Annotated in this window: 25 protein-coding genes; 14 read left to right on the top strand and 11 right to left on the bottom strand. The window is 59.8% G+C overall.

The window, feature by feature from the left end:
* Positions 1-14: 14 nt before the first annotated feature.
* From ACKF11_RS10460 to ACKF11_RS10450, 3 genes are read right to left on the bottom strand one after another with little or no spacing between them, the layout of a single operon-like run.
* Positions 15-428 (bottom strand): DUF6691 family protein, encoded by a 414-nt coding sequence (locus ACKF11_RS10460; protein WP_407997173.1) that lies wholly within the window; start codon positions 426-428, stop codon positions 15-17.
* Between the two features lie 19 nt (positions 429-447).
* Entirely contained in the window at positions 448-873 is a 426-nt protein-coding gene (locus tag ACKF11_RS10455; RefSeq protein ID WP_407997006.1) for a YeeE/YedE family protein, read from the bottom strand.
* A 17-nt stretch (positions 874-890) separates the two neighbouring features.
* On the bottom strand, positions 891-1,397 hold the full coding sequence (locus tag ACKF11_RS10450; RefSeq protein ID WP_407997005.1) for a DUF3016 domain-containing protein: 507 nt from the start codon (positions 1,395-1,397) through the stop codon (positions 891-893).
* Between the two features lie 330 nt (positions 1,398-1,727).
* Here ACKF11_RS10450 and ACKF11_RS10445 point away from each other — a divergent pair, with 330 nt between their 5' ends.
* Positions 1,728-2,273 carry a hypothetical protein gene (locus ACKF11_RS10445; RefSeq protein ID WP_407997004.1) on the top strand — a complete coding sequence of 182 codons (546 nt, stop codon included), beginning with the start codon at positions 1,728-1,730 and terminating at the stop codon, positions 2,271-2,273.
* Positions 2,274-2,348: 75 nt separating this feature from the next.
* On the opposite strand, the gene acnB is transcribed toward ACKF11_RS10445, so the two are convergent.
* Positions 2,349-4,916 carry a bifunctional aconitate hydratase 2/2-methylisocitrate dehydratase gene (gene acnB / locus ACKF11_RS10440; protein WP_407997003.1) on the bottom strand — a complete coding sequence of 856 codons (2,568 nt, stop codon included), beginning with the start codon at positions 4,914-4,916 and terminating at the stop codon, positions 2,349-2,351.
* 570 nt (positions 4,917-5,486) lie between these two features.
* Here acnB and purB point away from each other — a divergent pair.
* The 9 genes from purB to ACKF11_RS10395 all read left to right on the top strand — a co-directional run bounded on the left by purB (position 5,487) and on the right by ACKF11_RS10395 (position 16,210).
* Positions 5,487-6,857 carry an adenylosuccinate lyase gene (purB, locus tag ACKF11_RS10435; RefSeq protein WP_407997172.1) on the top strand — a complete coding sequence of 457 codons (1,371 nt, stop codon included), beginning with the start codon at positions 5,487-5,489 and terminating at the stop codon, positions 6,855-6,857.
* 109 nt (positions 6,858-6,966) lie between these two features.
* Positions 6,967-8,676 (top strand): autotransporter assembly complex protein TamA, encoded by a 1,710-nt coding sequence (locus ACKF11_RS10430; RefSeq protein ID WP_407997002.1) that lies wholly within the window; start codon positions 6,967-6,969, stop codon positions 8,674-8,676.
* On the top strand, positions 8,676-11,846 hold the full coding sequence (locus tag ACKF11_RS10425) for a translocation/assembly module TamB domain-containing protein (RefSeq protein WP_407997001.1): 3,171 nt from the start codon (positions 8,676-8,678) through the stop codon (positions 11,844-11,846). The genes ACKF11_RS10430 and ACKF11_RS10425 overlap by 1 nt, the downstream gene beginning before the upstream one ends.
* Before the next feature lie 21 nt (positions 11,847-11,867).
* Positions 11,868-12,695, top strand: a complete 828-nt coding sequence (locus ACKF11_RS10420; RefSeq protein WP_407997000.1) for an NYN domain-containing protein — start codon at positions 11,868-11,870, stop codon at positions 12,693-12,695.
* The gene (gene wrbA, locus ACKF11_RS10415) at positions 12,692-13,291 is read left to right on the top strand and encodes an NAD(P)H:quinone oxidoreductase (RefSeq protein WP_407996999.1); all 600 of its coding nucleotides are present in this window, start codon (positions 12,692-12,694) and stop codon (positions 13,289-13,291) included. Before ACKF11_RS10420 ends, wrbA begins: the two co-directional genes overlap by 4 nt.
* A 78-nt stretch (positions 13,292-13,369) precedes the next feature.
* On the top strand, positions 13,370-14,113 hold the full coding sequence (gene surE / locus ACKF11_RS10410; protein WP_309566806.1) for a 5'/3'-nucleotidase SurE: 744 nt from the start codon (positions 13,370-13,372) through the stop codon (positions 14,111-14,113).
* 3 nt (positions 14,114-14,116) lie between these two features.
* The gene (locus tag ACKF11_RS10405) at positions 14,117-14,788 is read left to right on the top strand and encodes a protein-L-isoaspartate(D-aspartate) O-methyltransferase (protein WP_407996998.1); all 672 of its coding nucleotides are present in this window, start codon (positions 14,117-14,119) and stop codon (positions 14,786-14,788) included.
* On the top strand, positions 14,788-15,843 hold the full coding sequence (locus ACKF11_RS10400) for a peptidoglycan DD-metalloendopeptidase family protein (protein ID WP_407996997.1): 1,056 nt from the start codon (positions 14,788-14,790) through the stop codon (positions 15,841-15,843). Before ACKF11_RS10405 ends, ACKF11_RS10400 begins: the two co-directional genes overlap by 1 nt.
* A gap of 25 nt (positions 15,844-15,868) precedes the next feature.
* Entirely contained in the window at positions 15,869-16,210 is a 342-nt protein-coding gene (locus ACKF11_RS10395) for a hypothetical protein (protein ID WP_407996996.1), read from the top strand.
* Between the two features lie 55 nt (positions 16,211-16,265).
* Here the strand turns inward: ACKF11_RS10395 and ACKF11_RS10390 are convergent, their stop codons facing one another.
* From ACKF11_RS10390 to ACKF11_RS10360, 7 genes are all read right to left on the bottom strand, one after another.
* Positions 16,266-16,556 carry a DUF488 domain-containing protein gene (locus tag ACKF11_RS10390; RefSeq protein ID WP_407996995.1) on the bottom strand — a complete coding sequence of 97 codons (291 nt, stop codon included), beginning with the start codon at positions 16,554-16,556 and terminating at the stop codon, positions 16,266-16,268.
* A 173-nt stretch (positions 16,557-16,729) separates the two neighbouring features.
* Positions 16,730-17,101: a thioredoxin family protein gene (locus ACKF11_RS10385; protein ID WP_309566799.1), complete on the bottom strand. Its 372-nt coding sequence runs from the start codon at positions 17,099-17,101 to the stop codon at positions 16,730-16,732.
* A gap of 59 nt (positions 17,102-17,160) precedes the next feature.
* On the bottom strand, positions 17,161-17,763 hold the full coding sequence (locus ACKF11_RS10380; RefSeq protein WP_407993766.1) for a nitroreductase family protein: 603 nt from the start codon (positions 17,761-17,763) through the stop codon (positions 17,161-17,163).
* 4 nt (positions 17,764-17,767) lie between these two features.
* Complete coding sequence (locus ACKF11_RS10375) at positions 17,768-18,844, bottom strand: alkene reductase (protein ID WP_407996994.1); 1,077 nt, start codon at positions 18,842-18,844, stop codon at positions 17,768-17,770.
* 82 nt (positions 18,845-18,926) lie between these two features.
* The gene (locus ACKF11_RS10370; RefSeq protein WP_309566796.1) at positions 18,927-19,508 is read right to left on the bottom strand and encodes a YceI family protein; all 582 of its coding nucleotides are present in this window, start codon (positions 19,506-19,508) and stop codon (positions 18,927-18,929) included.
* Between the two features lie 39 nt (positions 19,509-19,547).
* The gene (locus tag ACKF11_RS10365; RefSeq protein WP_407996993.1) at positions 19,548-20,114 is read right to left on the bottom strand and encodes a flavodoxin family protein; all 567 of its coding nucleotides are present in this window, start codon (positions 20,112-20,114) and stop codon (positions 19,548-19,550) included.
* A gap of 23 nt (positions 20,115-20,137) precedes the next feature.
* Complete coding sequence (locus ACKF11_RS10360) at positions 20,138-20,851, bottom strand: pirin family protein (RefSeq protein WP_407996992.1); 714 nt, start codon at positions 20,849-20,851, stop codon at positions 20,138-20,140.
* A 137-nt stretch (positions 20,852-20,988) separates the two neighbouring features.
* On the opposite strand from ACKF11_RS10360, the gene cysZ reads away from it, so the two are divergent.
* From cysZ to ACKF11_RS10340, 4 genes are all read left to right on the top strand, one after another.
* On the top strand, positions 20,989-21,750 hold the full coding sequence (gene cysZ, locus ACKF11_RS10355) for a sulfate transporter CysZ (RefSeq protein WP_407996991.1): 762 nt from the start codon (positions 20,989-20,991) through the stop codon (positions 21,748-21,750).
* On the top strand, positions 21,747-22,652 hold the full coding sequence (locus ACKF11_RS10350) for a LysR family transcriptional regulator (RefSeq protein ID WP_407996990.1): 906 nt from the start codon (positions 21,747-21,749) through the stop codon (positions 22,650-22,652). The genes cysZ and ACKF11_RS10350 overlap by 4 nt, the downstream gene beginning before the upstream one ends.
* A 132-nt stretch (positions 22,653-22,784) precedes the next feature.
* Positions 22,785-23,240, top strand: coding sequence for a phosphate-starvation-inducible PsiE family protein (locus ACKF11_RS10345; protein WP_309566792.1), 456 nt, complete (start codon positions 22,785-22,787; stop codon positions 23,238-23,240).
* 21 nt (positions 23,241-23,261) lie between these two features.
* Positions 23,262-24,170 carry an AAA family ATPase gene (locus ACKF11_RS10340; protein ID WP_407996989.1) on the top strand — a complete coding sequence of 303 codons (909 nt, stop codon included), beginning with the start codon at positions 23,262-23,264 and terminating at the stop codon, positions 24,168-24,170.
* Positions 24,171-24,179: the final 9 nt, after the last annotated feature.

The following is a 24,179-nucleotide window of genomic DNA, read 5'->3' as shown; positions in this document are numbered from 1 at the left end:
TGCTGCCGGACATTTCATTTCCCGGGGAACAGGCTATCGACGCACCGGTAAAAGCACATGCCGACCACCATGGCGCCGACAAAGACCACAGCGCTGGCGCTGCCTGCTCCCACACCCGCCAAAGCAGGCCCGGGGCAATATCCGACCATTCCCCACCCTATCCCGAACAATCCTGCGCCTATTAACAGCCTGGCGTCGATGCACCCGGGCTCCGGAACCTGCACCTCCTGGCCCAGGAAAGTGCGCTGACGCAAACGCATCCTGAAAAAACCGACGGCTGCGACCGGGATCGCGCCCAGCATTACGAAGGCCAATGACGGGTCCCATCGCCCGGCAACATCAAGAAACGCCAGCACTTTCTGCGGGTTGACCATCCCGGAGACGATCAAGCCCAAGCCAAACAGAAAACCGGCAATCAGCGCAGTCATCAAGGGCACGTATTTCCTCCTAGATCCAACGGCCTATCCATACCGTCAACATCGCCGTTGCCATGAAGACCGCCGTTGCCGCGATCGAGCGCAGGGAAAGCCTGGCAATGCCGCACACGCCGTGCCCACTGGTGCAGCCGTTACCCAGGCGCGTGCCAAACCCGACGAGTATCCCGGCGCTGATCAGCAGCCCCTTGTCCGTTGTCACCACGATCTCCGGCATGCCCCATAAAACCTCATAGGCAATAGGCGCGAACAGCAGGCCCAGAAGAAACACAAGCCGCCAGGCATTGCGCTGGTCCAGCCTTTGCAGCAGACCCGCCAGAATGCCGCTGATACCGGCAACTTTGCCATTCGCCACCACCAGCAGCGCAGCGGACAGCCCGATCAGTCCTCCCCCCAATAGCGAGGCCAGCGGCGTCGCGCTTTCCCAATCCAAGGTCATGACCATGCCTCCATAGACTAATTGCCAGCGCGCCCGGAAAATACCTTGCTCAACCAGCCGTCCAGCAACGCTTTCTCATGGCGCATGGTATCCAGGCTATTGGGACGCGGGTTGAGCAAAAACGCTGGGTTGCTCAATTTTTCATCGCCAACCTGCAGCACTTTCCCATCGCCATCCCGCAATTCGTAATTCAACACGATGCGTGGCGGATAAATATCCCGCACCATGCGCACGTCGGGATTGACTGGCATGATCCAGGGCTCGAAGCCGCCCGCCATATCAATATCCTTGATCGATATCGTCAGCTGTTCACCCGGGCGCAGATAACCCGCCGCCTTCTTTTCAACGTGCTTGCGCAACTGGTCAAGATAATTGGGGTTGGGCGGCCCATGGTTGGTGCTGGAAATATCCGTGAACCTCTCCGGCGAGATATATTCCACCTGGACTGGCGGCTTGGGTGCAGCTTCTGCTGCAAACAATACTCCGCAGCTTAAAAACAGCACGACAGAAACTAGAATCTTCATCCCAATGGCTCCTTTAAACCGGCCGCACATCCATCATAACCATTAAATATCATAGCGTTAGAAAATCAACACCTATTCCTGAATGGCCCATAGGCTCAAGCATTATTCTTGCTCTACCTGAAACCATCACCAATTCAATCTGAGCACTGCCCTCATGCAAGACAACCTCCTTTATCTATTCGTTCTCATGGCCGCACTTGCCCATACATCCTGGAACGCAATCATCAACAATGCCGGGGATAGGCTTTAATGGGGGCTGCCCAGCCGGTTTGACGCAAAACCACCTGTCACATACGATAACTCGTACGTTCATCACTCCCTACCAATCACATGGCTATCATCGTCGATGCAAACTATAGGTTCATTGCGGCATATCAAGAAGTCAACGCGCGGATTGCCCAGAGGCAACAAGCGCTGGCGCTGTACGTGACCCTGATGGTCAGCCTGCTGGCTGCGCTCGTGGCCTTGCGCCCTTCCCCGTCTGACCATGCACCGCCCGTCGAATGGCTGATCCTGGGCTTTCCGGTCGCTTCAATCTGCCTGGCCTTCCTGAATTACAAGGCGGAATGCGCCATCACCAATTTGCGCACGTTCCTATCCAGCCTGGAAAAGCTCGATGCCGCCCACGAACGTTTGCCGAGCTACAACACTGACCCGCTGTGGTCCCGCAGCGCAAACAAGGCGCGCCGCTTCCACGACTATGCCGCGGCAGTGCTGGTAGCGGGCGGCAATATCGCCGGGCTTGGGGCCGCCCAGGCCATCTATCCACAACGGCTGTCGACAGAACCCGCCTTTTTGTATATTGCGGCGACACTCTCGCTGGTCTCATTCATCATCGTGCTGTTGAGTCCGCGCTGGAGCTACTCTCCTGCATGAGCCCCTGCCTCCGAATAGCATAGACAAAAAAACAGCCGCATCAAGCGGCTGTTTTTTTAATGCGATGACAAATTACTAGCCTGCGATTTCCGAAATCGGGATGACCTTCTTGGCATATTCAGGCATCTGGTCGAAATTGAGGTACTTGTAGATATTGTCGGCATTCTTGCTGAGCTTGTCGCCTACCGTCTCCAGGTATTCCTCCTGCGTCGGGATGCGGCCCAGGCGGGCGCAGACAGCGGCCAATTCAGCAGAGCCAAGATACACGCGCGCATCCTTGCCCATGCGGTTGTCGAAGTTGCGGGTCGAGGTCGAGAACACGGTGGCACGGTCAGCCACGCGCGCCTGGTTGCCCATGCACAGCGAGCAGCCAGGCACTTCGGTACGCGCCCCGGCCACGCCAAACACGGAATACACGCCCTCGTCGCGCAGTTGGCTCTCATCCATGCGCGTAGGTGGCGCAATCCACAGGCGCGTCGGGATGCTGCCGGCGCCTTCCAGCACCTTGGCCGCTGCACGGTAATGGCCGATATTGGTCATGCAACTGCCGATGAAGACTTCGTCGATCTTGTCGCCCACCACGGCGGACAATGGCTTGATGTCGTCCGGATCGTTCGGGCAGGCCACCAGCGGCTCCTTGACCTCGTTGAGGTCGATTTCGAGCACGTAGGCGTATTCGGCATCCTTATCGGCTTCCAGCAGTTGCGGGTCGGCAAGCCAGGCCTCCATTGCCTCGATACGTCGCTGCAGGGTGCGGGCGTCTTCATAGCCGTTGTCTATCATATTCTGCATCAGGACGATGTTCGACTTGAGGAACTCGATCACCGGTTCCTTGTTCAGGTGCACGGTGCAGCCGTTGGCGGAACGCTCGGCAGAGGCATCGGCAAACTCGAACGCCTGCTCCACCTTGAGGTCGGGCAATCCCTCGATTTCGAGGATGCGGCCGTTGAAGATGTTCTTCTTACCTTGTTTGCCTACGGTCAGCTCGCCCTTCTGGATCGCGGCATAGGGAATCGCGTTCACCAGGTCGCGCAGGGTGATACCGGGCTGCATTTCGCCCTTGAAGCGCACCAGCACGGATTCCGGCATATCCAACGGCATCGCGCCCATCGCGGCGGCAAACGCCACCAGGCCGGAACCGGCCGGGAAAGAAATGCCGATCGGGAAGCGGGTGTGCGAATCGCCGCCGGTGCCGACGGTATCGGGCAGGATCAGGCGGTTGAGCCAGGAATGGATCACGCCGTCGCCGGGACGCAGGCTGACGCCGCCGCGGCTGGAGATGAATTCCGGCAGGCTGTGCTGCAGCTTGATATCGACCGGCTTGGGGTAGGCTGCGGTGTGGCAGAAGCTCTGCATCACCAGGTCGGCCGAGAAGCCCAGGCAGGCGAGTTCCTTGAGTTCGTCGCGCGTCATCGCGCCAGTCGTATCTTGTGAGCCGACGGTGGTGATCTTGGGTTCGCAATAGGTGCCCGGGCGCACGCCCTTGCCTTCAGGCAGGCCGCAGGCGCGTCCCACCATCTTCTGCGCCAGAGTGTAGCCCTTGCCGGTGTCTTCGGGCGCAACCGGCTGGATGAACAGATCTGAAGGCGGCAGGCCCAGCAACTGGCGCGCATTGTTGGTGAGGCCGCGGCCGACGATCAAGGGAATGCGGCCGCCCGCGCGTACTTCGTCCGGCATGGTCAAAGGCGCGAGGTCGAAGCTGGCGATTTCTTCGCCCGCGGCATTCAGCACCTTGCCGTCATAAGGGCGCACCACGATCACGTCGCCCGTGCTCATCGCGCTCACGTCGCACTGGATAGGCAAGGCGCCAGAGTCTTCAGCGGTATTGAAGAAGATAGGCGCGATCTTGCCGCCCAGCACTACGCCGGCGGTGCGCTTGTTCGGGATATAGGGAATATCGTTGCCCATGTGCCATTGCACGGAGTTGATCGCGGACTTGCGCGATGAACCGGTGCCGACCACGTCGCCGACATAAGCCAGCGGCAGGCCTTGTGCCTTGAGTTTTTCCAGGGTCTGCAAGCCGTCCGCCATCTTGTTGATGAGCATGGCCTTGGCGTGCAAGGGAATGTCGGGGCGCGACCAGGCCTCCTGCGCGGGCGAAAGGTCGTCGGTATTGGTTTCGCCATCCACCTTGAACACCACCAGGCGCATTTCTTCCGGCAGCTTGGGGCGGCTGGTAAACCACTCCCCGGCGGCCCAGGACTCGATCAGCGTCTTCGCATGGGTATTACCTGCCTTCATTTTCTCTGCCACGTCATGGAAGGCGTCGAACATGAGGATGGTGTGCGACAGCGCCTTGACGACGTCAACGGCCAGCGGGCCGTCCAGCAATGCGACCAAGGCCTGCACGTTGTAGCCGCCCAGCATGGTGCCCAGCAGCTTCACGGCATGTTGCGGGCTAACCAGCGGCGATATTGCCTCGCCCTTGGCAATATCTGCGAGGAAGGCTGCCTTCACATAGGCGGCCTGATCCACACCGGCAGGGATGCGGTTTTCCAGCAGGTTGACGAGGAACTGTTCCTCGCCAGCGGGAGGATTCTTCAACAGTTCGACCAGGGCGGCCGTTTGCTCTGCATCCAGCGGCAAAGGGGGCAGGCCGGCGGTGGCGCGTTCTTCTACATGTTTACGATAAGCGATTAGCATGGTTTTCCATTAACTTCGTGATAGCGGTAGGCTGCAACGCATATTGTCTATTTCCCGCATGGCGCCGTTGCGGCGCATTTCCAAGGCAGCGTTCGCTGCTGGTTGCCAATATGGCTTGCATGGCCTGAATAAGCGAATTATACAGTGTTGCGGCTGGCTTATAAATCGCCGGCAATGTGCTGCAGGCAATGAACGTGCCTGTTTTCACAGGATTTTTTAGAGAATGAATCTTGTTTACATCTCTCCCAGTCAATAGCGCATGTATTTTTGCAGTTGCTGCAGCACAACCTCGTCACCTCAGTCATGTTTTCTTCATCGATTCACTAGGAGAATCCCGGGAGGCACGGCACCCTCAACAATGACGCTGCCAGCCCAATGCACCGCTTTGGCGCAGCAAGGGGCGCCAATATGAACACTGCTGGCATGGGCACCGCGAAAAAAACGGGTGAAGCCGAGATTTTGTCAATCGCAGATGTCAGGTAAAATCACGTTTTTCCAACGCTGGCAGAGCGGCTTAACATGACTGTTGCCCTTGCGCCGGCGCTCACTACCATGCAAAAAGGTTTACCGATGGAGCTCACACCTCTTAACGCACTTTCCCCCCTCGATGGCCGCTATCAATCCAAGCTCGATCCGTTACGCCCCTATTTCAGCGAATATGCGCTGATCCGCTTCCGCGCACTGATCGAGGTCGAGTGGCTCAAGGCCCTCGCTGCCGAAACGGAACTCAAGGAAATCGCGCCATTCAGCCCGGGCACCATCGCAGAGCTGGACAAGGTGATCGCGGCCTTCGGCGAGGCGGATGCCGCGCAGGTGAAGGCGATTGAAGCCCGCACCAACCACGACGTCAAAGCCCTGGAATACTGGCTCAAGGAACATTTCGACGGCAACCACGAAATCCGCGAAGTCAGCGAGTTCATCCACTTCGCCTGTACTTCCGAAGACATCAACAACCTGTCGCACGCATTGATGCTGAAAAATGCGCGTGACGAAGTCATCGTTCCCGCGATCGACAACATCATTGCGCGACTGACCGAGCTTGCCCACGAGCTGGCCGACACCCCGATGCTGTCGCGCACCCACGGGCAGACCGCCTCCCCCACCACGCTGGGCAAGGAGCTCGCCAATGTGGTGTACCGCCTGCGCCGCCAGCGCGAGCAGCTCGCCGGCAACGAAATCCTCGGCAAGATCAACGGCGCGGTAGGCAACTTCAACGCCCACCTTTCCGCCTATCCCGAGTTCGACTGGGAAAGCTTTGCCCGCAAGTTCGTCGAGAGCCTGGGCCTGACCTACAACCCCTACACCATCCAGATCGAGCCGCACGACTACATGGCGGAACTTTACGACACGGTCGCCCGCATCAACACCATCCTGATCGACATCGACCGCGACATCTGGGGCTATATCTCCCAGGGCTACTTCAAGCAGAAGGTGAAGGAAGGCGAAGTCGGCTCCTCCACCATGCCGCACAAGGTCAACCCGATCGACTTCGAGAACTCCGAAGGCAACCTGGGCCTGGCCAACGCAGTGCTGCGGCACCTGGCGGAAAAGCTGCCGATCTCCCGCTGGCAGCGTGACCTGACCGATTCCACCGTGTTGCGCAACATGGGCGTCGCGCTGGGCTATGCCCTGCTCGGCTACGACTCCTGCCTCAAGGGACTGGGCAAACTCGAGGTCAACCGCCAGCGCCTGGAGGAAGACCTGGACAACAATTGGGAAGTGCTCGCCGAACCGATCCAGACCGTGATGCGTCGATATGGCGTGCCCAACCCTTACGAGCAGCTCAAGGCGCTCACCCGCGGCAAGGGCGGCATCAACAAGGAATCCCTGCATGCCTTCATCCAGGAGCTCAAGATCCCCGCCGAGGCCAAGCAGGCGCTGCTGGAACTGACCCCCGCCACTTACACAGGAAAAGCTAGCGCACTTGCAAAATCGATCTAGAGAAACCCATATCCTGGCGCTGTTACGCCCTCATTGCGCCCAAGTTATTTCTCTATCCTTCCAGGCCTTGCGCGCTTGTTCTCTAGCGCTCGTGGCCTGGTTCCTGCTCTTGAACCAAACCGGCCACGCTGCGGAGAACCGTTACAGCGTCGATATCGACGCTCCGTCCTCCGTCGACGACCTGCTGGAGAAACACATGGATATCATGCGCTGGCTCAACAGCCCGCGCATGAATACCGCCGAGTGGCACCGGCTATTGCAGGCCGCCCCGCGCAATATCGAGGACCTTCTGGCCACCGAGGGCTATTTCTCGCCCACCATCGAGCAAAGCCTCGAGACCAGTACGGAAGGCAACACCACGAGGAACCGCGCCAAGTTCACGGTCCAGACTGGCGACCCGGTCACCGTCCAGGAAATCGATATCCGCTTCACGGGCGATATCACCAATCAGGCCAGCGGCGAAAAGCCCGAGCCTGCGCAACTCATTGAAAACTGGTCCCTCAAGCAGGATATGCGCTTCAGCCAGGACCGCTGGTCCAGCGCCAAACGCGGCCTGCTCAGCGGTCTGGTGCTGCAACGCTACCCCAATGCCAAGATCACCAGCAGCAAGGCCGAGATCGACGCTGCCAGCAACAAGGTCAAGCTGATGGTGGAAATCGACAGCGGCGCGCCTTTCCGCTTCGGCGGCCTGGAGGTCAACGGCCTGCAGCGCTACCCGCGCAGCTTGGTCGAGAACATCAACCCGATCAAGCCTGGCGAAACCTACAGCCAGGCTCGGCTGCTGTTTTTCCAATCTGAATTACAAGCCAGCGGCTATTTCAGCAATGTCGAAGTCACTTCGCATACCGACAATGCCGACCCGGAAGCCGCCCCCATCGTCGTCAACGTCACCGAAATGCAGTCCGTGCAGGTCGGCATCGGCGTCGGCGCCAGCACCAACACGGGCGCACGCACCACGCTGACCTACCAGGACCTCAACCTGTTCAACCGCGGCTGGCGCTTCACCAACACCTTGAAGATCGAGCAGAAAGCACAATCGCTCAATTCCCTGATCCGCCTGCCCACCGACAAGAACGGCTACCGCGACAGCTTCAATGCCGACCTCAACCGCCTGGATATCGAGGGCCAGACCACCTCTACCCTGGGCACCGGGGTAAAGCGCTCATGGGGACCGCGCAGCTTCGAGCAGACCATAGGGGCGGCCTACCTGCTGGAGCACGTGGCGATTGATGGCAGCGAATCCCAGAACAACTATGCCGCCACCATCTCCTACGGCATCACCTTGCGCCGCATCGACAACGAGCTCAACCCGACGCGCGGCTACTTGTTCAACGCCTTGTTCACCAGCGCCCCGCTCGATGTCATGGCCAACGGCAAATTCCTGCAAAGCTATGCCAAGACCCAGGCTTACTACCCACTGACGCGCAGCACGCAATTGATCACCAGGCTCGAAGGCGGCATCGTCAGCGGTGCCGACAACGCTCCCGCCACCTACCTGTTCCGCGCCGGCGGAGACCAATCGGTGCGCGGCTATGCCTACCAGAGCCTGGGCGTTGCCGACGGCGACGCCGTGATCGGCGGGCGCTACCTGGTCACCGGCAGCATTGAGGTGATCCAATGGCTCACGGAGTCATGGGGCGCCGCCGCATTCGTGGATTTCGGCAATGCGGCGAACAACACGCGCGACCTAAAGCCGGTATATGGTTACGGCCTGGGCGCCCGTTTCAAGAGCCCCGCAGGCCCAATCGGCGTCGACATCGCCCGCGGCCAGGAAACCGGCGAATACCGGCTGCACTTCAATCTGGGAGTCACTTTCTAATGGCAAAGCGGCTGCTGCTCATCCTGCTGATATGGTTCCTGCCCTGTATCGCCCCGGCGTACGCCTTGATCCAGCTCAGCTCCAGCCTGCAGGATCTGCATTACGATGCCGGCAACATGGAGATCGACCTGTTGCAGTTCGACAGCCATCTCAGGCTGCTGCCCACGCGCGAAGGCCGCCTGCGCGTGGACCGGCTGCACGCGCAGCGCCTGGTCATCACCATGAAGCAGGCCCCGGCAGACGATAAGCCCGACGAGCCTGCCAGCAGCCTGCCCGAGCTGCCCTATACCATCCAGGTACCGTTCCCCATAGAGGTGGAACAGGCTTCCATAGCCGAAATCGAGATCGTCTCCGGCAACAGCCGCCAGGTGCTGCAGCATGTCACCCTCAACATGGCGGCGGACAGCAATACCATCCGCCTGCAACTGTCGCGCGCGGAAACGCCCTGGGGCGACATCAAGGCCGAAGTCGCGCTGCAGAACCGCAAGCCTTTCCCGCTTTCCGGCAACATCCATGTGCGCCAGGCGCAAGGCAACATGCCCTACGACCTCAACACCATCCTTTCCGGCGACCTCCAGGCCTTGGGTTTCGAGATGCACAACCTCTTTGCCATGCAGGATCAGTCGCCAGCCATGGTAGCAGCCGATAGCACACTGCCTGCCGCAGGCAAGCTGGATATCGCCGGGGAAGTCACCCTGGAAGGCGACCTGCCTCTCAAACTCGACATCCGCCTGCGCGACCTGGACCCGAAAGCATTGGGCCAGGCAACCGACGCCCGCTTGAGCGCGGATCTCAGCCTCAACGGCAAGCTGCTGCCCTCCGCCGACCTCACCTTGGCATTCAACAGCCTGGATAGCCAATGGCGCGGCCAGCCCCTGCAGGCCAAAGCCAGCCTGCGCCTGCTCGACAACATCCTGGACAGCATCCAGGTGGATGCTTTACTGGGCGGCAACCGCATCACCGCAAACGGCAGCCTCGGTCAACCCGGCAGCAGCCTCGCCTGGCAAGCCGCCTTGCCTGCATTGAATGCCTTGGGCCCGGCATTTGCCGGCAAGGCCGAAGCCGGCGGCACGGTAGCCGGCGAGTTCGACGACCTACGCGCGCAATTCCAGCTGCTCGCGGAAAACCTGCGCCTGCCGGGCAATATCACGGCACGCAAAATCAGCGGCAACGGCAATCTGCACGCCATGGGCGACCTCGCGGCAACACTCAATGCCGAGGGCCTGCGCATCAACCAGGGCAGCTTCATCGACGGCAAGATCGCCCTGAACGGCAACCGCGCGCAACATGTCCTCAAGCTGGAGGCCGCCGGTACCGGACTGAATCTGCAATCAACTATCGCCGGCGGCATCGACACCACCGGTGCCTGGATAGGCGCCTTGCAGCAACTCGAATACCAATCGGAAGCCCCGGTAAAACTGCAGGCCCCGGCCCCCATCCGCTACGACGAGACCGGCCTTGCCATCGACAACCTGGTCCTGCAGTTCAAGCAGGGCCGCATCAGCCTGGATGCGCTACAGCAAGGCGCCAGCGGTCTGCAGACGCACGGCCGCATTGAGCAACTGGCCTTGCAGGACATCCCGCCACTGCTGTTTTCATTGCCCGCCAATCTCAAGGGCAATCCGGTATTTTCAGGACAATGGGACATCAATGCCGGGGAATCGCTCAATGGCACCGTCACGCTGCAGCGCGAATCCGGCGACCTTGTCGTGGTACGCGAAGGCCAGCCCGAGCAGCCGCTCGGCCTCAGCGAAGTCAAATTGCTGCTGACGATGCGGGACAACCAGGTCGACCTGACGACCAGCATCCGCGGTAGCAAACTGGGCAATATCGCAGGCAGCCTCAATACCAGCGTCACGAGCTCTGCAGGCAGTTTCAGCCTGGAAAGCAACGCGCCGTTGCAAGCCAGCCTGACGGCGGACATCAACAGCCTTGCCTGGCTGCCCTCTGCCGAGGTCCAAGCGGACGGCACGCTCAACGTCAGCATCAATGCCGACGGCAGCATCGGCAACCCCAACCTCGGCGGCAACATCCGCGGCCGTAACCTGACCGTCAGCCTGCCAGCCGAAGGCGTCAACCTCACCAACGGCCAGCTTGACGCCTCGTTGTCGGGCGACAGGCTCACCCTGGACACGCTGCGCTTCACCGGTGGCAAGGGCACCATCAATGCCAGCGGCGGCATCCGCCTCGCAGCGGGCAAGCCGGAAATGGAAATCGACTGGCTGCTGGACGATTTCACGGCCGCAGAGCGCACCGACCGCACGGTGGTATTGAAAGGCAGCGCGAAAACCACATTGCAGGACAACCAGCTTACCTTGGACGGCGACTTGCGCATCGTTCGGGGCTTGATCGAACTGGCTCCCGAAGGCGCGCCGCAGCTAGGTAATGACGTTGTCGTGATCGGGCGCGAGCGCGAGGAAGAAAGCAGCCCGCTGCAATTCACCATCGGCAGGCTCAGGATCAACCTCGGCGACGAAGTCGTCGGCATCGTCGACCCAAGCAAGCAGTTCCTGCTGCGCGGTTTCGGCCTGGACGGCTACCTCACCGGCATCCTCACCCTGTCGGGCAGCGTACCCGACAGCTTGCGCGCGGAAGGCTCCATCGTCGTCGGCGGCACCTACATGGCCTATGGACAACTGCTCAACATCACCAAGGGCATTGTCAACTTCAGCGGCCCCGTCGACAACCCGGGCCTCAACATCATCGCCATGCGCCAGAACCAGACCGTGCAGGCCGGCGTCGAGATCACCGGCAATGCGCAGATGCCCACCGTCAAGCTGGTTTCAACCCCCAGCGTGCCGGATAGCGAAAAACTCTCCTGGCTGGTGCTGGGCCACGGCCTCGACCAGGCAGGCAAGAACGAGTTCGCCATGCTATCGCTCGCCGCCGGCGTCCTGCTCTCCCAAGGCGATTCCGTGCCCCTGCAGACCAGGATGGCCCGCGCCGCCGGGCTCGACAGCTTCAGCATAGGCGGCAGCGACATGGAAAGCTCCACCGTCAACTTCGGCAAGCGCCTATCCTCCAAACTCTACCTCAGCTACGAAAAGAGCCTCACCGGCCTGCTCAACGTCGCCAAGCTAACCTATACCATCAGCCGCAACTGGTCGGTAGTGTCGCAAGCCGGGTCGGAGAGCGCGGTGGATGTGCTTTATACTTTCCGTTTCCAATAATAAATCTAAGGAAGTATCAACATGCACCATACCGAGATTGGCAGCCCTCGCCTGGCAATATTGATTGATGCCGACAATACGTTCAAATTTATCAATGTCGTCGATGAATTATTGGAGGAAATCTCGAAATTCGGCGATGTCAGCATTCGTCGTATTTATGGGGATTGGACTGAAACCAGGATGCAGCGTTGGAAAGAAATTCTGCCCAAATATGCAATTCAGCCTATCCAGCAATATGCCAATACAAAAGGCAAGAACTCTACCGACAGTGCTCTCATCATTGATGCCATGGATTTGCTATACACGGCGCCCCTGGATGGTTTTTGCATCGTATCCAGTGATAGCGACTTTACCCGGCTAGCCACCCGATTACGTGAATCGGGTAAACAGGTTTATGGTTTTGGCGAACAAAAAACACCTGACTCCTTGATCGCGGCATGTAATAAATTTATCTATATCGAGATTCTTTCAAAAGAAAAACCATCTGATAATCCAGAGTCCACGCCAGCGTCAACGCCAGAATCTCCTTCGAACACGGAATCCAAACCCAAGGTTGGCTCACCGTCATCCACAACACCAGCAGCCTCTGCGCCTGGCGTACGCAAAAGCAGTCGAGAGCTGGCTATGGATACACGTTTGATCACGCTTATTCGCTCTGCGATCAGCGCATTATCTGATGACGATGGTTATGCCCACATTGGAGAGACAAAAAAACACATGACCAAGAATTTTCCGGCCTTTGATTCCCGCAATTATGGCTATAGCAAATTCAGCGAGCTGATCAAAGCCACTGGATTATTCGAGATTGATAAAACCAAACAACGAATTAAGGACAAGCGCAAAAAATGACCGATATCCTCGTCCTCTACTACTCCCAAGGTGGCGCCACCCGCGAAATGGCCAAGCTCATCGCGCGCGGCATTGCTTCCGTCGAAGGCGCGCAGCCCAGGTTGCGCACGGTGCCCAAGGTATCGGCCAATCATGAAGTGACGGAACCCGAGATTCCGCAGAGCGGCGATCCTTATGTCGAGCTTGCCGACCTTGAGGAATGCGCGGCATTGGCACTAGGCAGCCCGACCCGCTTCGGCAATATGGCGGCGCCGATGAAGTATTTCATCGATGGCACCAGCGGTCTCTGGCTCAAGGGCGCGCTGATCGGCAAACCTGCCGCGGTGTTCACTTCCACGTCCTCCATGCATGGCGGGCAGGAGAGCACGCTGCTCTCGATGATGATTCCCTTGCTGCACCACGGCATGATGGTGCTGGGCCTGCCGTATTCCGAACCTGCGCTGGCTGCCACCAGCACCGGCGGTACGCCCTACGGCGCCAGCCATCTTGCCGGAGTGATGAACGACAAGCCGGTCAGCGCCGAGGAAAAAGCGCTGTGTATCGCACTGGGAAAACGCCTGGCGGAAACTGCCGTCAAACTCAAGCGCGGCGGCTGAAACCGCCTGTCACATTTTTTACGCGATTGTTGTCGGATGGGCGTGAAAAGCGCTCCATGACTCGGTTATAATAAAAAAATGCGTATTCTTCTTTCCAATGACGATGGCTATTTCGCCCCCGGGCTCAATATCCTGGCCCAGCACCTGGCGAAGGTGGCGGACATCGTGGTGGTCGCGCCCGAGCGCGACCGTAGCGGCGCCAGCAATTCCTTGACGCTAGACCGTCCGCTGTCGGTGCATAAAGCCAGCAATGGCTTTTATTATGTCAACGGCACCCCGACCGATTGCGTGCACCTCGCCGTGACGGGCTTGCTCGACGAATTGCCCGACATGGTGATTTCCGGCATCAACGACGGCGCCAACATGGGGGACGACACCATCTATTCCGGCACAGTCGCCGCGGCCACCGAGGGTTTCCTGCTCGGCGTGCCTTCCTTTGCCGTCTCCATGTCGCGCCACGGCGTACAGCATTTCGAGACGGCGGCACGTTTCATGGTCGGCCTGGTCGAGCGTTACCAGAAGGACCGCTTTCCGCCGCCCGTGCTGCTGAATATCAATGTGCCTGATGTGCCGTTCGAGCAGATCCAGGGCACGGAGGTCACGCGCCTCGGCAAGCGACACAAGGCGGAGCCTGTGATCAAGTCCACCACGCCGCGCGGCCAGACGGTCTACTGGATTGGTGCGGCAGGCAGCGCGCAGGATGCCGGGGACGGTACGGATTTCCATGCCGTGAGCCAGAACCGTATATCCATCACGCCCCTGCAAATCGACCTCACGCAATACAGCCAGCGTGAACAGGTCAAGAACTGGCTTGCGCTGTAAAGCATGAGCAGCACGGCATTACGCGGCATCGGCATGACTTCCCAGCGTACGCGCGAGCGCATGCTGGGACGCCTGAGCGAGAAAGGTATCAAGGACGAGGTGGTACTGGCGGCCTTGGGCGCCATTCCACGCCATATCTTCGTCGACGAGGCGCTGTCCTCGCGCGCCTATGAGGACGGCTCGCTGCCGATCGGCTTCGGGCAGACCATTTCCCAGCCCTACATCGTGGCGCGCATGACCGAGATCTTGCGCAATGGCGGCCCGCTCGGAAAAGTGCTGGAGATCGGCACCGGCTGCGGCTACCAGACTGCTGTGCTTTCCAAGGTTGCCAAGGAAGTCTACTCGGTGGAGCGCATCCGCCCGCTACTGATGAAGGCGCGCGGCCATTTGCGCGAATTGCGTCTTGCTAATATCAAGCTAAAGCATGCCGACGGCACCATGGGCTTGCCGGAACTGGCACCTTTTAACGGTATTATTGTCACAGCGGCTGCGCGCCATATCCCGCACGAGCTGCTTGAGCAGCTTGCCGTGGGGGGGCGCATGGTGATCCCCGTCGGCACCGAAGAACAAATCCTGTACCTGGTCGAACACATCAAGACGGCAACAGGCTCTGAATACAGACAAAGTAAACTGGAAGCGGTGAAATTCGTACCGCTGCTAGGTGGAACCAACTAATGCAATGGACTAAGCAAGTCAACAAATCCTGGCTCGTCAGCCTATTCCTGATCGGCCTGGCCGGCTGCAGCACGACCGAGCACGCTCCGGTGGTGGACCGCGCGCCGGCAGCCAAGCCGCCGGTCGCCACACAGAGCAAGCCTAGCGCCGGCCAGCAATCCAGCGACTGGCGCCCCAATACGCATACGGTCAAGAAAGGCGACACGCTCTACAGCATCGGCCTGGAATACGGGTTCGACTACAAAGAGATTGCCCAGCTCAACAATATCGCGCCGCCAGCCTACACCATCCATATCGGCCAGCAGCTCAACCTGCCTGCCCGCACGGCAGATGCAGCCCCGGCAGCCAGCCCGATCCCAGGCCAGCCGGCCAGCATTGCCGATGGCGATGTCATCATCACGCCGCTCAACCTGGATGGCGGCAGCGGCCCCGCCACTGTGACAGGCCAGACAGGCGCCGCCACGCCGGCGCCCGGCCAGCCGTTATTGGTGGTTGAGCCCAAGGCGCTGCGACAGCCATACAGTGAAGCGGCTCTGAACGCTCCGGTGCCTGCGCCGCAACCCCAGGTCGCGGCAGCGCCAGCGGCGGCCACGCCTGCAACCGCAACGCCAAGCACGCCAACTGCAGCCCCTGCCCAGGCAGCGGCCGCGGCGGCCTCATCCGCCACGAACAGCATCGAAGGCATCGACTGGGCATGGCCTACCAACGGCAAGGTGATCGCCGACTTCAACGATTCCGCCAGCACCAAGGGGCTGGATATCGGCGGCACCATGGGCCAACCCGTCCATGCGGCCGCACCCGGCAAGGTGATTTACAGCGGCTCGGACCTGCGCGGCTACGGCAAGCTTGTCATCATCAAGCACAACAATACTTTCCTCTCGGTCTATGCCCACAACAGCAATATCCTGGTGAAGGAAGGCCAGCAGGTCACCCGCGGGCAGAAGATTGCAGAAATGGGCGATTCCGATACCGACAAGGTCAAGCTGCATTTCGAGATTCGCCGCCAGGGCAAATCGGTAGACCCGAGCAAATACCTGCCGTCATCCCCGGGCTAGATACAGCCTCCAGGAGCCAGCCAATATGAGCAAACCTGCGCGCAACCCCGATGCCAAGCCAGAGTCCTTGCTCGCCACCTTGCTGGCCGGCCTCCGGCTGGGATTGATGCTGGTCGGGATCGTCGGCATTGCCGTGCACCTGTTCAATGACGAAGGCTGGCTGGACCGCTCCATGGCCTGGGTATTTTCCGGCACCTGGACATTGCTAGCCGTTCCCGCCGCGATATTGATCATCTATCTTGCCAACCGTTGGCTGACCGCCCCGAGGCGCGGCGAATTGAGCAAACGGGGCGACCTGCCGCTTTACCTCATGATGGGGATAGGCGTATTTTTCCTGTTCCGCCTGCTCAGCACGGGCGGCTTCTAACTCCTGAATCCTTTGCGCTCCCGCCCTGCCAAACCGGCCCTGAGACTGCCGTCAGTCAGGCGGAAGCATCCAGCCATTGCTTGAGGATCACGGCCTCGTTATGCAACTGGTCGCGGGCCGCATATATCAAGGAGATGTCTTTTTGCTGCGCGAGTTTCTGCAGTTCCGCCCATGCCGGGTTATTTTTCAATTCGGCACGATAGCGCCGCTTAAATTCCTGCCATTTCTCCGGGTCGTGCCCGAACCATTGCCGCAGTTCGGTAGAAGGCGCGACCTCCTTGAGCCAGAGATCGATGCAAGCCTTGGCTTTCGCCAATCCGCGCGGCCAGAGCCTATCTACCAGCACGCTGCGTGCCATCCGACTCGGTCGGAAGTTCATAGGCGCGCTTCAACATGACGTTCATGATGCTCTCCATGTGGCTTGATCATCCATGTACACCGGATAGTAGCAAATAAAAATGCCGCCCACTTTCTCAAGTGGGCGGCACTCAATGTGCTTCTATACATCAAGCCTGATTGCTACTTGGCGGCTGCCTCCTGCTGTGCGTAATACTCGCGCACCTGGGTCATGTCGTAGGCCCTTGCCCACTCGATGATTTTGTCCAGCGCAGGAGCGCCGATCTCGCCGACCTGGGCATGAATGCCGGCCTGCTCGCGGATCACTAGGATGCCCGGGATCTTATCGACCTCGAAATACTCGCTGATTTCCGGGTCTTCCTCGGTATTCACCATGCCGAACACGATATCCGGGTTCTGCTCGGAAGCAGCCTCGAAAACAGGCGTGAAAGCGACGCACGGCTGACACCAGGGTGCCCAGAAATCGACGATCACAAAGTCATTGCTCTCGATGGTTTGCTTGAAGTTGGCTTTTGTAAGCTGCAAAACAGGCATGATTAAATCCCGGTTAATGGATGGAATTTTTCATTATAACAGACCTGTATACCGGCAACTCAGACAATAGGCTTGCCCCAGGCACTGTCGAAGAACAACTCGCCCAGTTCGCGACGGCTGCGTGCCGCCAGCTCACGCTCCTTGGCTTCCCCTTCCAGCGTGGCAGGGTCGGCTGCATAGCCTACCGAGACCATGGCAATGATCTCGATCTGCTCGGGGATGGCAAAAGCGGCGCGCAGCTTGTCGGCGTCAAAGCCTGCCATCTGGTGCGCCATCAGCCCCAGTGCGGTTGATTGCAGGCAGAGGTTTTCTGCGGCCGCGCCGCTGTCATACGCTGCCCAGCGGTTGGGCTTGCCGTTATGGTGGAACTTGGTGTCCGCGGCGATCAAGACCAGGAGCGGTGAATTCTTGACCCAGCCCTGGTTGAACTCCACCAGGGTGTCGAAGGCCTTTTGCCATGCCGCGGCATCCTTGTTCTTGTCCCAAACGATGAAGCGCCACGGCTGGTCGCCGTAGCAGGACGGCGCCCAACGGGCTGCCTCCAGCAAGGCAATGGTCTGCTCGTGGCTGACCGGCTTGCTGGCGTCATAGGCGCGGCCGCTCCAGCGCTCGGCAATGGTGGAATCGATGGGTACGCTGGTGACTGCTGGTTTTCTTGACATCTTATTATCCTTGTAGAGTTGGGTAATCGGTATAGCCCTTGGCATCGCCGCCATAGAATGTGGCTTGGTCAGGGGTATTCAGCGGCGCATCCTGCCGGAAGCGTTCCACGAGGTCGGGGTTGGCAATGTACAACGCGCCGTAGGCGACCGCGTCGGCATGGCCCGAGGCAATCGCGGCATCGCCCTTGGCCTTGTCGTAGCCGAGGTTGGCGATGTAGCCGCCCTTGAAATGCTTGCGCAGCGCGGAAAAATCGAACGGCGGCACACCCTCTCCACCCATGCCGCCTTCCACAACGTGCAGGTATGCCAGGCCAAACGGGCTTAGGCTCTCGGCCACATGGTTGAACAATGCCTGCGGGTCAGAATCGCTGATATCGTTGAACGGATTCAGCGGCGAGATGCGCACGCCGACACGGTCGGCGCCCGCTACCTCGACCACCGCCTTGGTCACTTCCAGCAGCAGACGCGTGCGGTTCTCGATACTGCCGCCGTATTCATCGGTACGATGGTTGGTGCCGTCGCGCAGGAACTGGTCGAGCAGGTAGCCGTTCGCAGCATGAATCTCGACCCCGTCGAAACCGGCCTCGAGCGCATTGCGCGCGGCACGCGCATAATCCGCCACGATGCCAGGCAGCTCCTCGATTGCCAATGCACGCGGCGTGACGAAATCCTGCAAGCCTTCGTAGGTGAAGGCCTGACCTGCCGGCTTGATGGCGGAAGGCGCGACCGGCAAGGCATTGCCGGGCTGCAGGGACGGGTGCGAGATACGCCCCACATGCCAGAGCTGCAGCACAATCTTGCCGCCCTTGGCATGCACGGCCTGGGTGACCAGCTTCCAGCCTTCGACTTGCTCGAGATCGTGTATGCCCGGGGTGGCGGGATAACCGTGCCCCGTAGCGGAAATCGGCGTCGCCTCGGTGATGATCAGCCCGGCGGAAGCGCGCTGGGCGTAATATTCTGCATTGATGGGTTGCGGCACGTTGCCCTTGCCGGCGCGGTTGCGGGTCAAGGGCGCCATGACGATGCGGTTCGTGAGCGCGATGCTGCCCAACTTGGTCGGGCTGAATAAATCGGCAGACATGAATTTCCTCCGTGATCAAACAACAAAACGCCGCGCAAGCGGCACCTGCGGGCGTTTCAGGTTAAGGCAGGACGGGCAAGGCCTACTTCTTGACGCCTTCGATCAGCAAAGTGACTTCGACGTCATCGCCCACCGGGGAGCCAGGCTTGCCCCAGGTGTAGCCGTAGTCGGACGCCCGGATGATGGTCTTGGCTTCGATACCGGTGCGCAAGCCGCCCCATGGGTCCTTGCCGAAACCGAGCACGGCAAACGGGAAGGTCACGTCCTTGGTCACGCCGTTGATGGTGAGCTTGCCTGTGACATTGCCCTGGCTGGCGGAGGTGGGTTCGATCTTGGTGCTGACGAAGTGGATCTCGCCGAACTTGCCGGCATTGAGGTATTCCTCTTTCTTGATGTGCTCGTCGCGCTTTTCGTTGCTGGTGTTGACGCTCAGCACGTTGATCTTGGCATCGACGCTAGACTTGGCGAGGTTGTCCTTGTCGATGACCAGCTTGCCGGTGATGTCGCTGAAGGTGCCGGAAGTCTTGGAAACCACATGGCGGATCGCGAAGTTGGCGAAGCTGTGCTTGTTGTCGATCTCGTAAGTCTCGGCAGCGGCAAACGCCAGGCTGCTTGCCGCGAACAGGCCTGCAACCAGGCCCAGTTTAGCGATGGAATGTTTCATTGCATTTCCTCTCTGCGTATCAAAAAGTCGTTATTAATATTAACCGCGTAGCTTCTTGGTGATATCGGCAACACGCTCGCCCAGGTGTTCCGCGGTAAGCAAGTCGCTCTGCAATGGGGCGACGTCAGGGCCTTGGTCACTATTGGCCTGGGCCAACGCGCCCAGAAACCCGCCCAGGCGGTTCAAGTCATAGACTGAGCCCGCACTGCTATTGTTCCCCGGCAGCAGATCATTGCCTACCCAGATCATGCCATGCTGGGCGGCGAATATGGTGAGCTGCACGATGGTGTTGAGCTTGTCGCCGCTCTGGCTTGCTGAAGTGGTAAAGCCTGCCGCCACCTTGTCCTTCCAACCACGGTTATACCAGATGCTGGAGCTGGCATCCATGAATGCCTTGAACTGGGCGGAAGCCGAGCCCATGTAGGTCGGGCTGCCGAAGATGATGGCGTCCGCCGCGTTCAGCGCCTCCCAATCCTGCTGCGCCTCCTCGGAATTGAGCAACCGCACCTCGGTGCCGGCCACTTTTTCCGCCCCGCGCGCAACCGCTTTCGCCTGAACTTCGGTATGGCCATAGCCGCTGTGATACACCACTACAACTTTCGTCATGATATTCCTTTCAATACACAAGATTAATGGGACGTATGAGATGGCAGGTCGAACAGCAGCACTTCTGCTTCTTCCCCTGCCGTGATCTCAATATGTTGCTGCGCGTCGACCTTGACGGCATCGCCAGCCTCGAGCAGCAACCCATCCAGGGTGACGCTTCCGCGCGCCACCTGCAGGTATACGCTGCGACCGGGCTGCATGCCGTATTCGATCTGCTGGTTTTCAGACAGTACTGTTGCATACAGAGCAACGTCCTGATGGATGCGCAATGAACCCTCGCTGCCGTCGCGCGACGCGATCAGGCACCAGCGGTCGCGCTTCTGCTCGGCGGCAAAATGCTTCTCCTCGTAGCCAGGCGCTATCCCTTCCTTCTCGGGCAACAGCCATATCTGCAAAAGATGTGCCTGGCTGCGGTCGGAAGCGTTGAATTCGCTGTGGACGATGCCGGTGCCCGCGCTCATGCGCTGCACGTCGCCCGCACGGATCACCGAGCCGTTGCCCAGGCTGTCCTCGTGGCGCAGCTCGCCCTTGAGCATATAGGTGATGATTTCCATGTCGCGGTGCGGATGCATGCCGAACCCCATGCCGGGCGCGATCACATCCTCGTTGATCACGCGCAACACCGAATAGTGCATGTGCTCGGGATCGTGGTAGCCGGAAAAGGAAAACGAATGGTAGCTATCGAGCCAACCATGGTTGGCATGGCCGCGGTCCTGGGCTTTACGTAGACTGATCATGATGCCCCTCTTTTCATTTTCAATAATATTGAACGTCAGCAGGCATGGTAGATAATCGCTTGCAGTATGAATAGCAAAGAATTTTGTATATATTGTTCAAAAATTATGAACATGTTGCGCAACGCCGCCCACAGCCGATGACAACCGACATTCAACTTCGTGGCCTTTCAGGACCGCAATATCTATTGCAAGGCCTGAAGCTGGTATTGAGCCCGGGCCTGCGCCTGTTCGTGCTGCTGCCGCTGCTTGCCAACCTCGCGCTCTTCATCGGCATGGTCTATTACGCCGTCAAGCAGTTCGACCGATGGATCGCGGGCTTATTGTCCACGTTGCCCGGCTGGCTGGAGTTCCTTTCCTATCTTGCCTGGCCCCTGTTCGTCATCCTGCTCGCGCTGATCATCTTCTTCACCTTCAGCTTGTTCGCCAACCTGATTGCCGCGCCTTTCAACGGATTGCTGGCGGAAAAGGCGGAAGTCATGATCCGCGGCCAGGATGACTTTCCGGCGTTCAACCTGCAGGAACTGCTGGCCATCGTCCCCCGCACCCTGGGCCGGGAACTGCGCAAGCTGCTTTACTTCCTGCCGCGCGCGCTCGGCCTCATGATCCTGTCGCTGGTCCCCGGACTCAACTTGCTCGCTCCGCCCTTGTGGCTGCTGTTCGGCGTCTGGATGATGTGCGTGCAATACCTCGACTACCCTGCGGACAACCACAAGCTTGGCTGGCAGGACATGCTGGCCTGGCTGAGGCAGAAGCGCTTGACAAGCCTGGGCTTTGGCGCCAGCGTCTATGCGGCGCTGTGGGTTCCCGGCCTCAACGTATTGATAATGCCGGCGGCGATTGCGGGCGCCACGCTGTTCTGGGTGCGCGAGCGCGACCCGCTCCCGAAAGCCTCGGCATGAGCATCAAGCTCTCCATCGAGGCGCTGGAAGTGCTGGATGCAATTGACCGCGAAGGCAGTTTCTCCGCGGCAGCCGAGAGCCTCTACCGTGTCCCCTCTGCCATCACCTACACCATCCGCACGCTGGAAGACGACCTCAACATCAAGCTGTTCGACCGCAGCGGGCACAAGGCGAAGCTCACCGAGGCCGGGCTGGAGCTGTTGCGCGAAGGCCGCCACCTGCTCAAGGCGGCCGGCGAACTGGAATGCCGGGTGCGCCGCGTCGCCACCGGCATAGAAACCGACATCCGCATCGCCATCAGCGACATCCTCAGACTGGAGCCGTTGTACGACATCATGGAACGCTTCTACCGCCAAGGCTTCGGCACCCGCGTGCACCTGCTGCGCGAGGTCTACGGCGGCAGCTGGGATGCCCTGATCAGCAACCGGGCGGACATCTCGATAGGCGCGCCAGGCGAAGGGCCGCCGGGCGGCGGCTACACCACGCGCCTGCTCGGCACGATGGAGTTCGTATTCGCCGTGGCGCCCCACCATCCCTTGGCGCAAGCGCCAGAGCCGCTGACGAACCACGACATCCAGCAGCACCGTTCCATCTCGGCGGCAGACAGCTCGCGCCACCTGCCGCCAAAGACTTCCGGCATCCTGGACGGGCAGGATGTGCTGTCGGTTCCCGATATTCCAAGCAAGGCGCTGGCGCAGATCAAGGGGCTGGGCGTAGGCTATTTGCCGCGCAAGCTCGCCGAATACCATGCCGCCCGCGGCGAACTGCTGATCCGCGAAGTGGCGGAACCCAAGCCGGAGGTCGTCGCCTACATCGCCTGGCGCAGCGGCGGGGGCAAGGCGCAGCAATGGCTGCTGCAGGAATTGCAGACCATCGACGTCGAGGCGTTCATGCCCGGATGAGACGAGCCAGCATTTGTTCAGCGGAAATTTGGTATATTGGTCGCTGAGCATCGTCCCGCCTCAAAAATCAAGCAATGATGCCGTTGAATAACGACACGCCATAAACAAACAAAGGGGAGACAGGGCACAACCATGGCACAGAACCATTTTCCACGCGAATTTAATGTCATCAACCGCTACACCATCCGCGCCATGCTTTGGCTGAATGGTTTCGCGCATATCACCATCGGGCTGGCACTCGCAGTGTCCGTGATGATGTTCACCTGGCTATTTTTCATCGATGTGCGCGAGGCCTTTGCCGCCAACAACCTCGTGCACGGCTTCCTCAACGCCCTGGGCACGCTGATGCTGCTGTGGTCGATCTCGGCGTTGATTTCCGCCGAGATCCGCTACCTCATGGGCGCCAAGCTGGAAGTGGAAACCTTTATCGAGGTCGCCATGGTGCTGGTGCTGCGCAAACTCATCATCATGCCAGTGCAGGAAGTCACGCCCGATCCCATGGAAGTGGTGCTCTGGGTCGGCGCGGGCCTCATGCTCGGACTGACATTCGTACTGGTACGCTGGGGCCAGAAACAGCAAGTCGATTGAAACAAACCTTAAGGAAACAGCATGCAGGCCCAGATCCAGGCCATCATCCACAATACCGGCCGCATCATTCTAGGCAAGGAGCAGCAAATCAAGCTGGCCCTTGCTGCCCTCCTCGCGCGCGGGCACCTGCTGATAGAGGACCTGCCAGGCATGGGCAAGACCACCTTGTCCTATACGCTGGCCCAGGTGCTGGGCTTGCAGTTCAACCGCGTACAATTCACCGGCGACCTGCTGCCGGGCGATATCCTCGGCGTATCGGTCTACGACCGCAATGAAGCCGATTTCAAGTTCCATCCCGGCCCCGTGTTTACCCAGATGCTGCTGGCGGATGAAGTCAACCGCGCCACGCCCAAGACCCAGAGCGCGCTGCTGGAAGTAATGGAAGAAGGCCAGGTGACGCTAGAAGGCGAAACGCGCCCGCTGCCAAAACCCTTCTTCGTGATCGCCACCCAGAACCCATCCCAGCATATCGGCACCTTCGCCCTGCCGGAATCGCAGCTGGACCGTTTCCTCATGTGCATCAAGCTGGGCTACCCCGACCCGCGCGCCGAACGCGACCTGCTGCGGAACAATGGCGGGCGCCACGGCATCCATGCGCCCGAACAGGCGATCGATGCTGCCGGGTTGCTTGCCGTGCAACAGGCAGTGGACCGCGTGCATCTTTCCGATGCGCTGCTGGACTACCTGCAAGCGCTGTTGCAATACAGCCGCAATTCCAGCCAGTTCACGGCTGGCCTCTCGCCCCGTGCCGGGCTTGCGCTGCGGCAATGCGCGCAAGCCTGGGCGTTGATCCATGGCCGCGACTTCGCCATCCCCGAAGACATCCAGGCCGTACTGCCCGGCGTGGCAGGCCATCGCCTGCAGCCCATCTCCGGCAGCGCCGTCGCGGACACCGCCCAGCATTTGCTGAATGCCGTCGCCATCCCCTGACATCAAGCC

The sequence above is a fragment of the Methylobacillus draconifructus genome (assembly GCF_045984385.1).
Lineage (GTDB): Bacteria > Pseudomonadota > Gammaproteobacteria > Burkholderiales > Methylophilaceae > Methylobacillus > Methylobacillus flagellatus_A.
This window is presented reverse-complemented; position numbering and strand designations above follow the sequence as displayed.

Excerpts from the sequence above, each read along its gene's own strand:
- ACKF11_RS10460 (WP_407997173.1), bottom strand. The coding sequence starts at position 428 with ATGACTGCGCTGATTGCCGGTTTTCTGTTTGGCTTGGGCTTGATCGTC.
- ACKF11_RS10455 (WP_407997006.1), bottom strand. The coding sequence starts at position 873 with ATGACCTTGGATTGGGAAAGCGCGACGCCGCTGGCCTCGCTATTGGGG.
- ACKF11_RS10450 (WP_407997005.1), bottom strand. The coding sequence starts at position 1,397 with ATGAAGATTCTAGTTTCTGTCGTGCTGTTTTTAAGCTGCGGAGTATTG.
- ACKF11_RS10445 (WP_407997004.1), top strand. The coding sequence starts at position 1,728 with ATGGCTATCATCGTCGATGCAAACTATAGGTTCATTGCGGCATATCAA.
- acnB (WP_407997003.1), bottom strand. The coding sequence starts at position 4,916 with ATGCTAATCGCTTATCGTAAACATGTAGAAGAACGCGCCACCGCCGGC.
- purB (WP_407997172.1), top strand. The coding sequence starts at position 5,487 with ATGGAGCTCACACCTCTTAACGCACTTTCCCCCCTCGATGGCCGCTAT.
- ACKF11_RS10425 (WP_407997001.1), top strand. The coding sequence starts at position 8,676 with ATGGCAAAGCGGCTGCTGCTCATCCTGCTGATATGGTTCCTGCCCTGT.
- ACKF11_RS10420 (WP_407997000.1), top strand. The coding sequence starts at position 11,868 with ATGCACCATACCGAGATTGGCAGCCCTCGCCTGGCAATATTGATTGAT.
- wrbA (WP_407996999.1), top strand. The coding sequence starts at position 12,692 with ATGACCGATATCCTCGTCCTCTACTACTCCCAAGGTGGCGCCACCCGC.
- surE (WP_309566806.1), top strand. The coding sequence starts at position 13,370 with ATGCGTATTCTTCTTTCCAATGACGATGGCTATTTCGCCCCCGGGCTC.
- ACKF11_RS10405 (WP_407996998.1), top strand. The coding sequence starts at position 14,117 with ATGAGCAGCACGGCATTACGCGGCATCGGCATGACTTCCCAGCGTACG.
- ACKF11_RS10400 (WP_407996997.1), top strand. The coding sequence starts at position 14,788 with ATGCAATGGACTAAGCAAGTCAACAAATCCTGGCTCGTCAGCCTATTC.
- ACKF11_RS10395 (WP_407996996.1), top strand. The coding sequence starts at position 15,869 with ATGAGCAAACCTGCGCGCAACCCCGATGCCAAGCCAGAGTCCTTGCTC.
- ACKF11_RS10385 (WP_309566799.1), bottom strand. The coding sequence starts at position 17,101 with ATGCCTGTTTTGCAGCTTACAAAAGCCAACTTCAAGCAAACCATCGAG.
- ACKF11_RS10380 (WP_407993766.1), bottom strand. The coding sequence starts at position 17,763 with ATGTCAAGAAAACCAGCAGTCACCAGCGTACCCATCGATTCCACCATT.
- ACKF11_RS10375 (WP_407996994.1), bottom strand. The coding sequence starts at position 18,844 with ATGTCTGCCGATTTATTCAGCCCGACCAAGTTGGGCAGCATCGCGCTC.
- ACKF11_RS10370 (WP_309566796.1), bottom strand. The coding sequence starts at position 19,508 with ATGAAACATTCCATCGCTAAACTGGGCCTGGTTGCAGGCCTGTTCGCG.
- ACKF11_RS10365 (WP_407996993.1), bottom strand. The coding sequence starts at position 20,114 with ATGACGAAAGTTGTAGTGGTGTATCACAGCGGCTATGGCCATACCGAA.
- ACKF11_RS10360 (WP_407996992.1), bottom strand. The coding sequence starts at position 20,851 with ATGATCAGTCTACGTAAAGCCCAGGACCGCGGCCATGCCAACCATGGT.
- cysZ (WP_407996991.1), top strand. The coding sequence starts at position 20,989 with ATGACAACCGACATTCAACTTCGTGGCCTTTCAGGACCGCAATATCTA.
- ACKF11_RS10350 (WP_407996990.1), top strand. The coding sequence starts at position 21,747 with ATGAGCATCAAGCTCTCCATCGAGGCGCTGGAAGTGCTGGATGCAATT.
- ACKF11_RS10345 (WP_309566792.1), top strand. The coding sequence starts at position 22,785 with ATGGCACAGAACCATTTTCCACGCGAATTTAATGTCATCAACCGCTAC.
- ACKF11_RS10340 (WP_407996989.1), top strand. The coding sequence starts at position 23,262 with ATGCAGGCCCAGATCCAGGCCATCATCCACAATACCGGCCGCATCATT.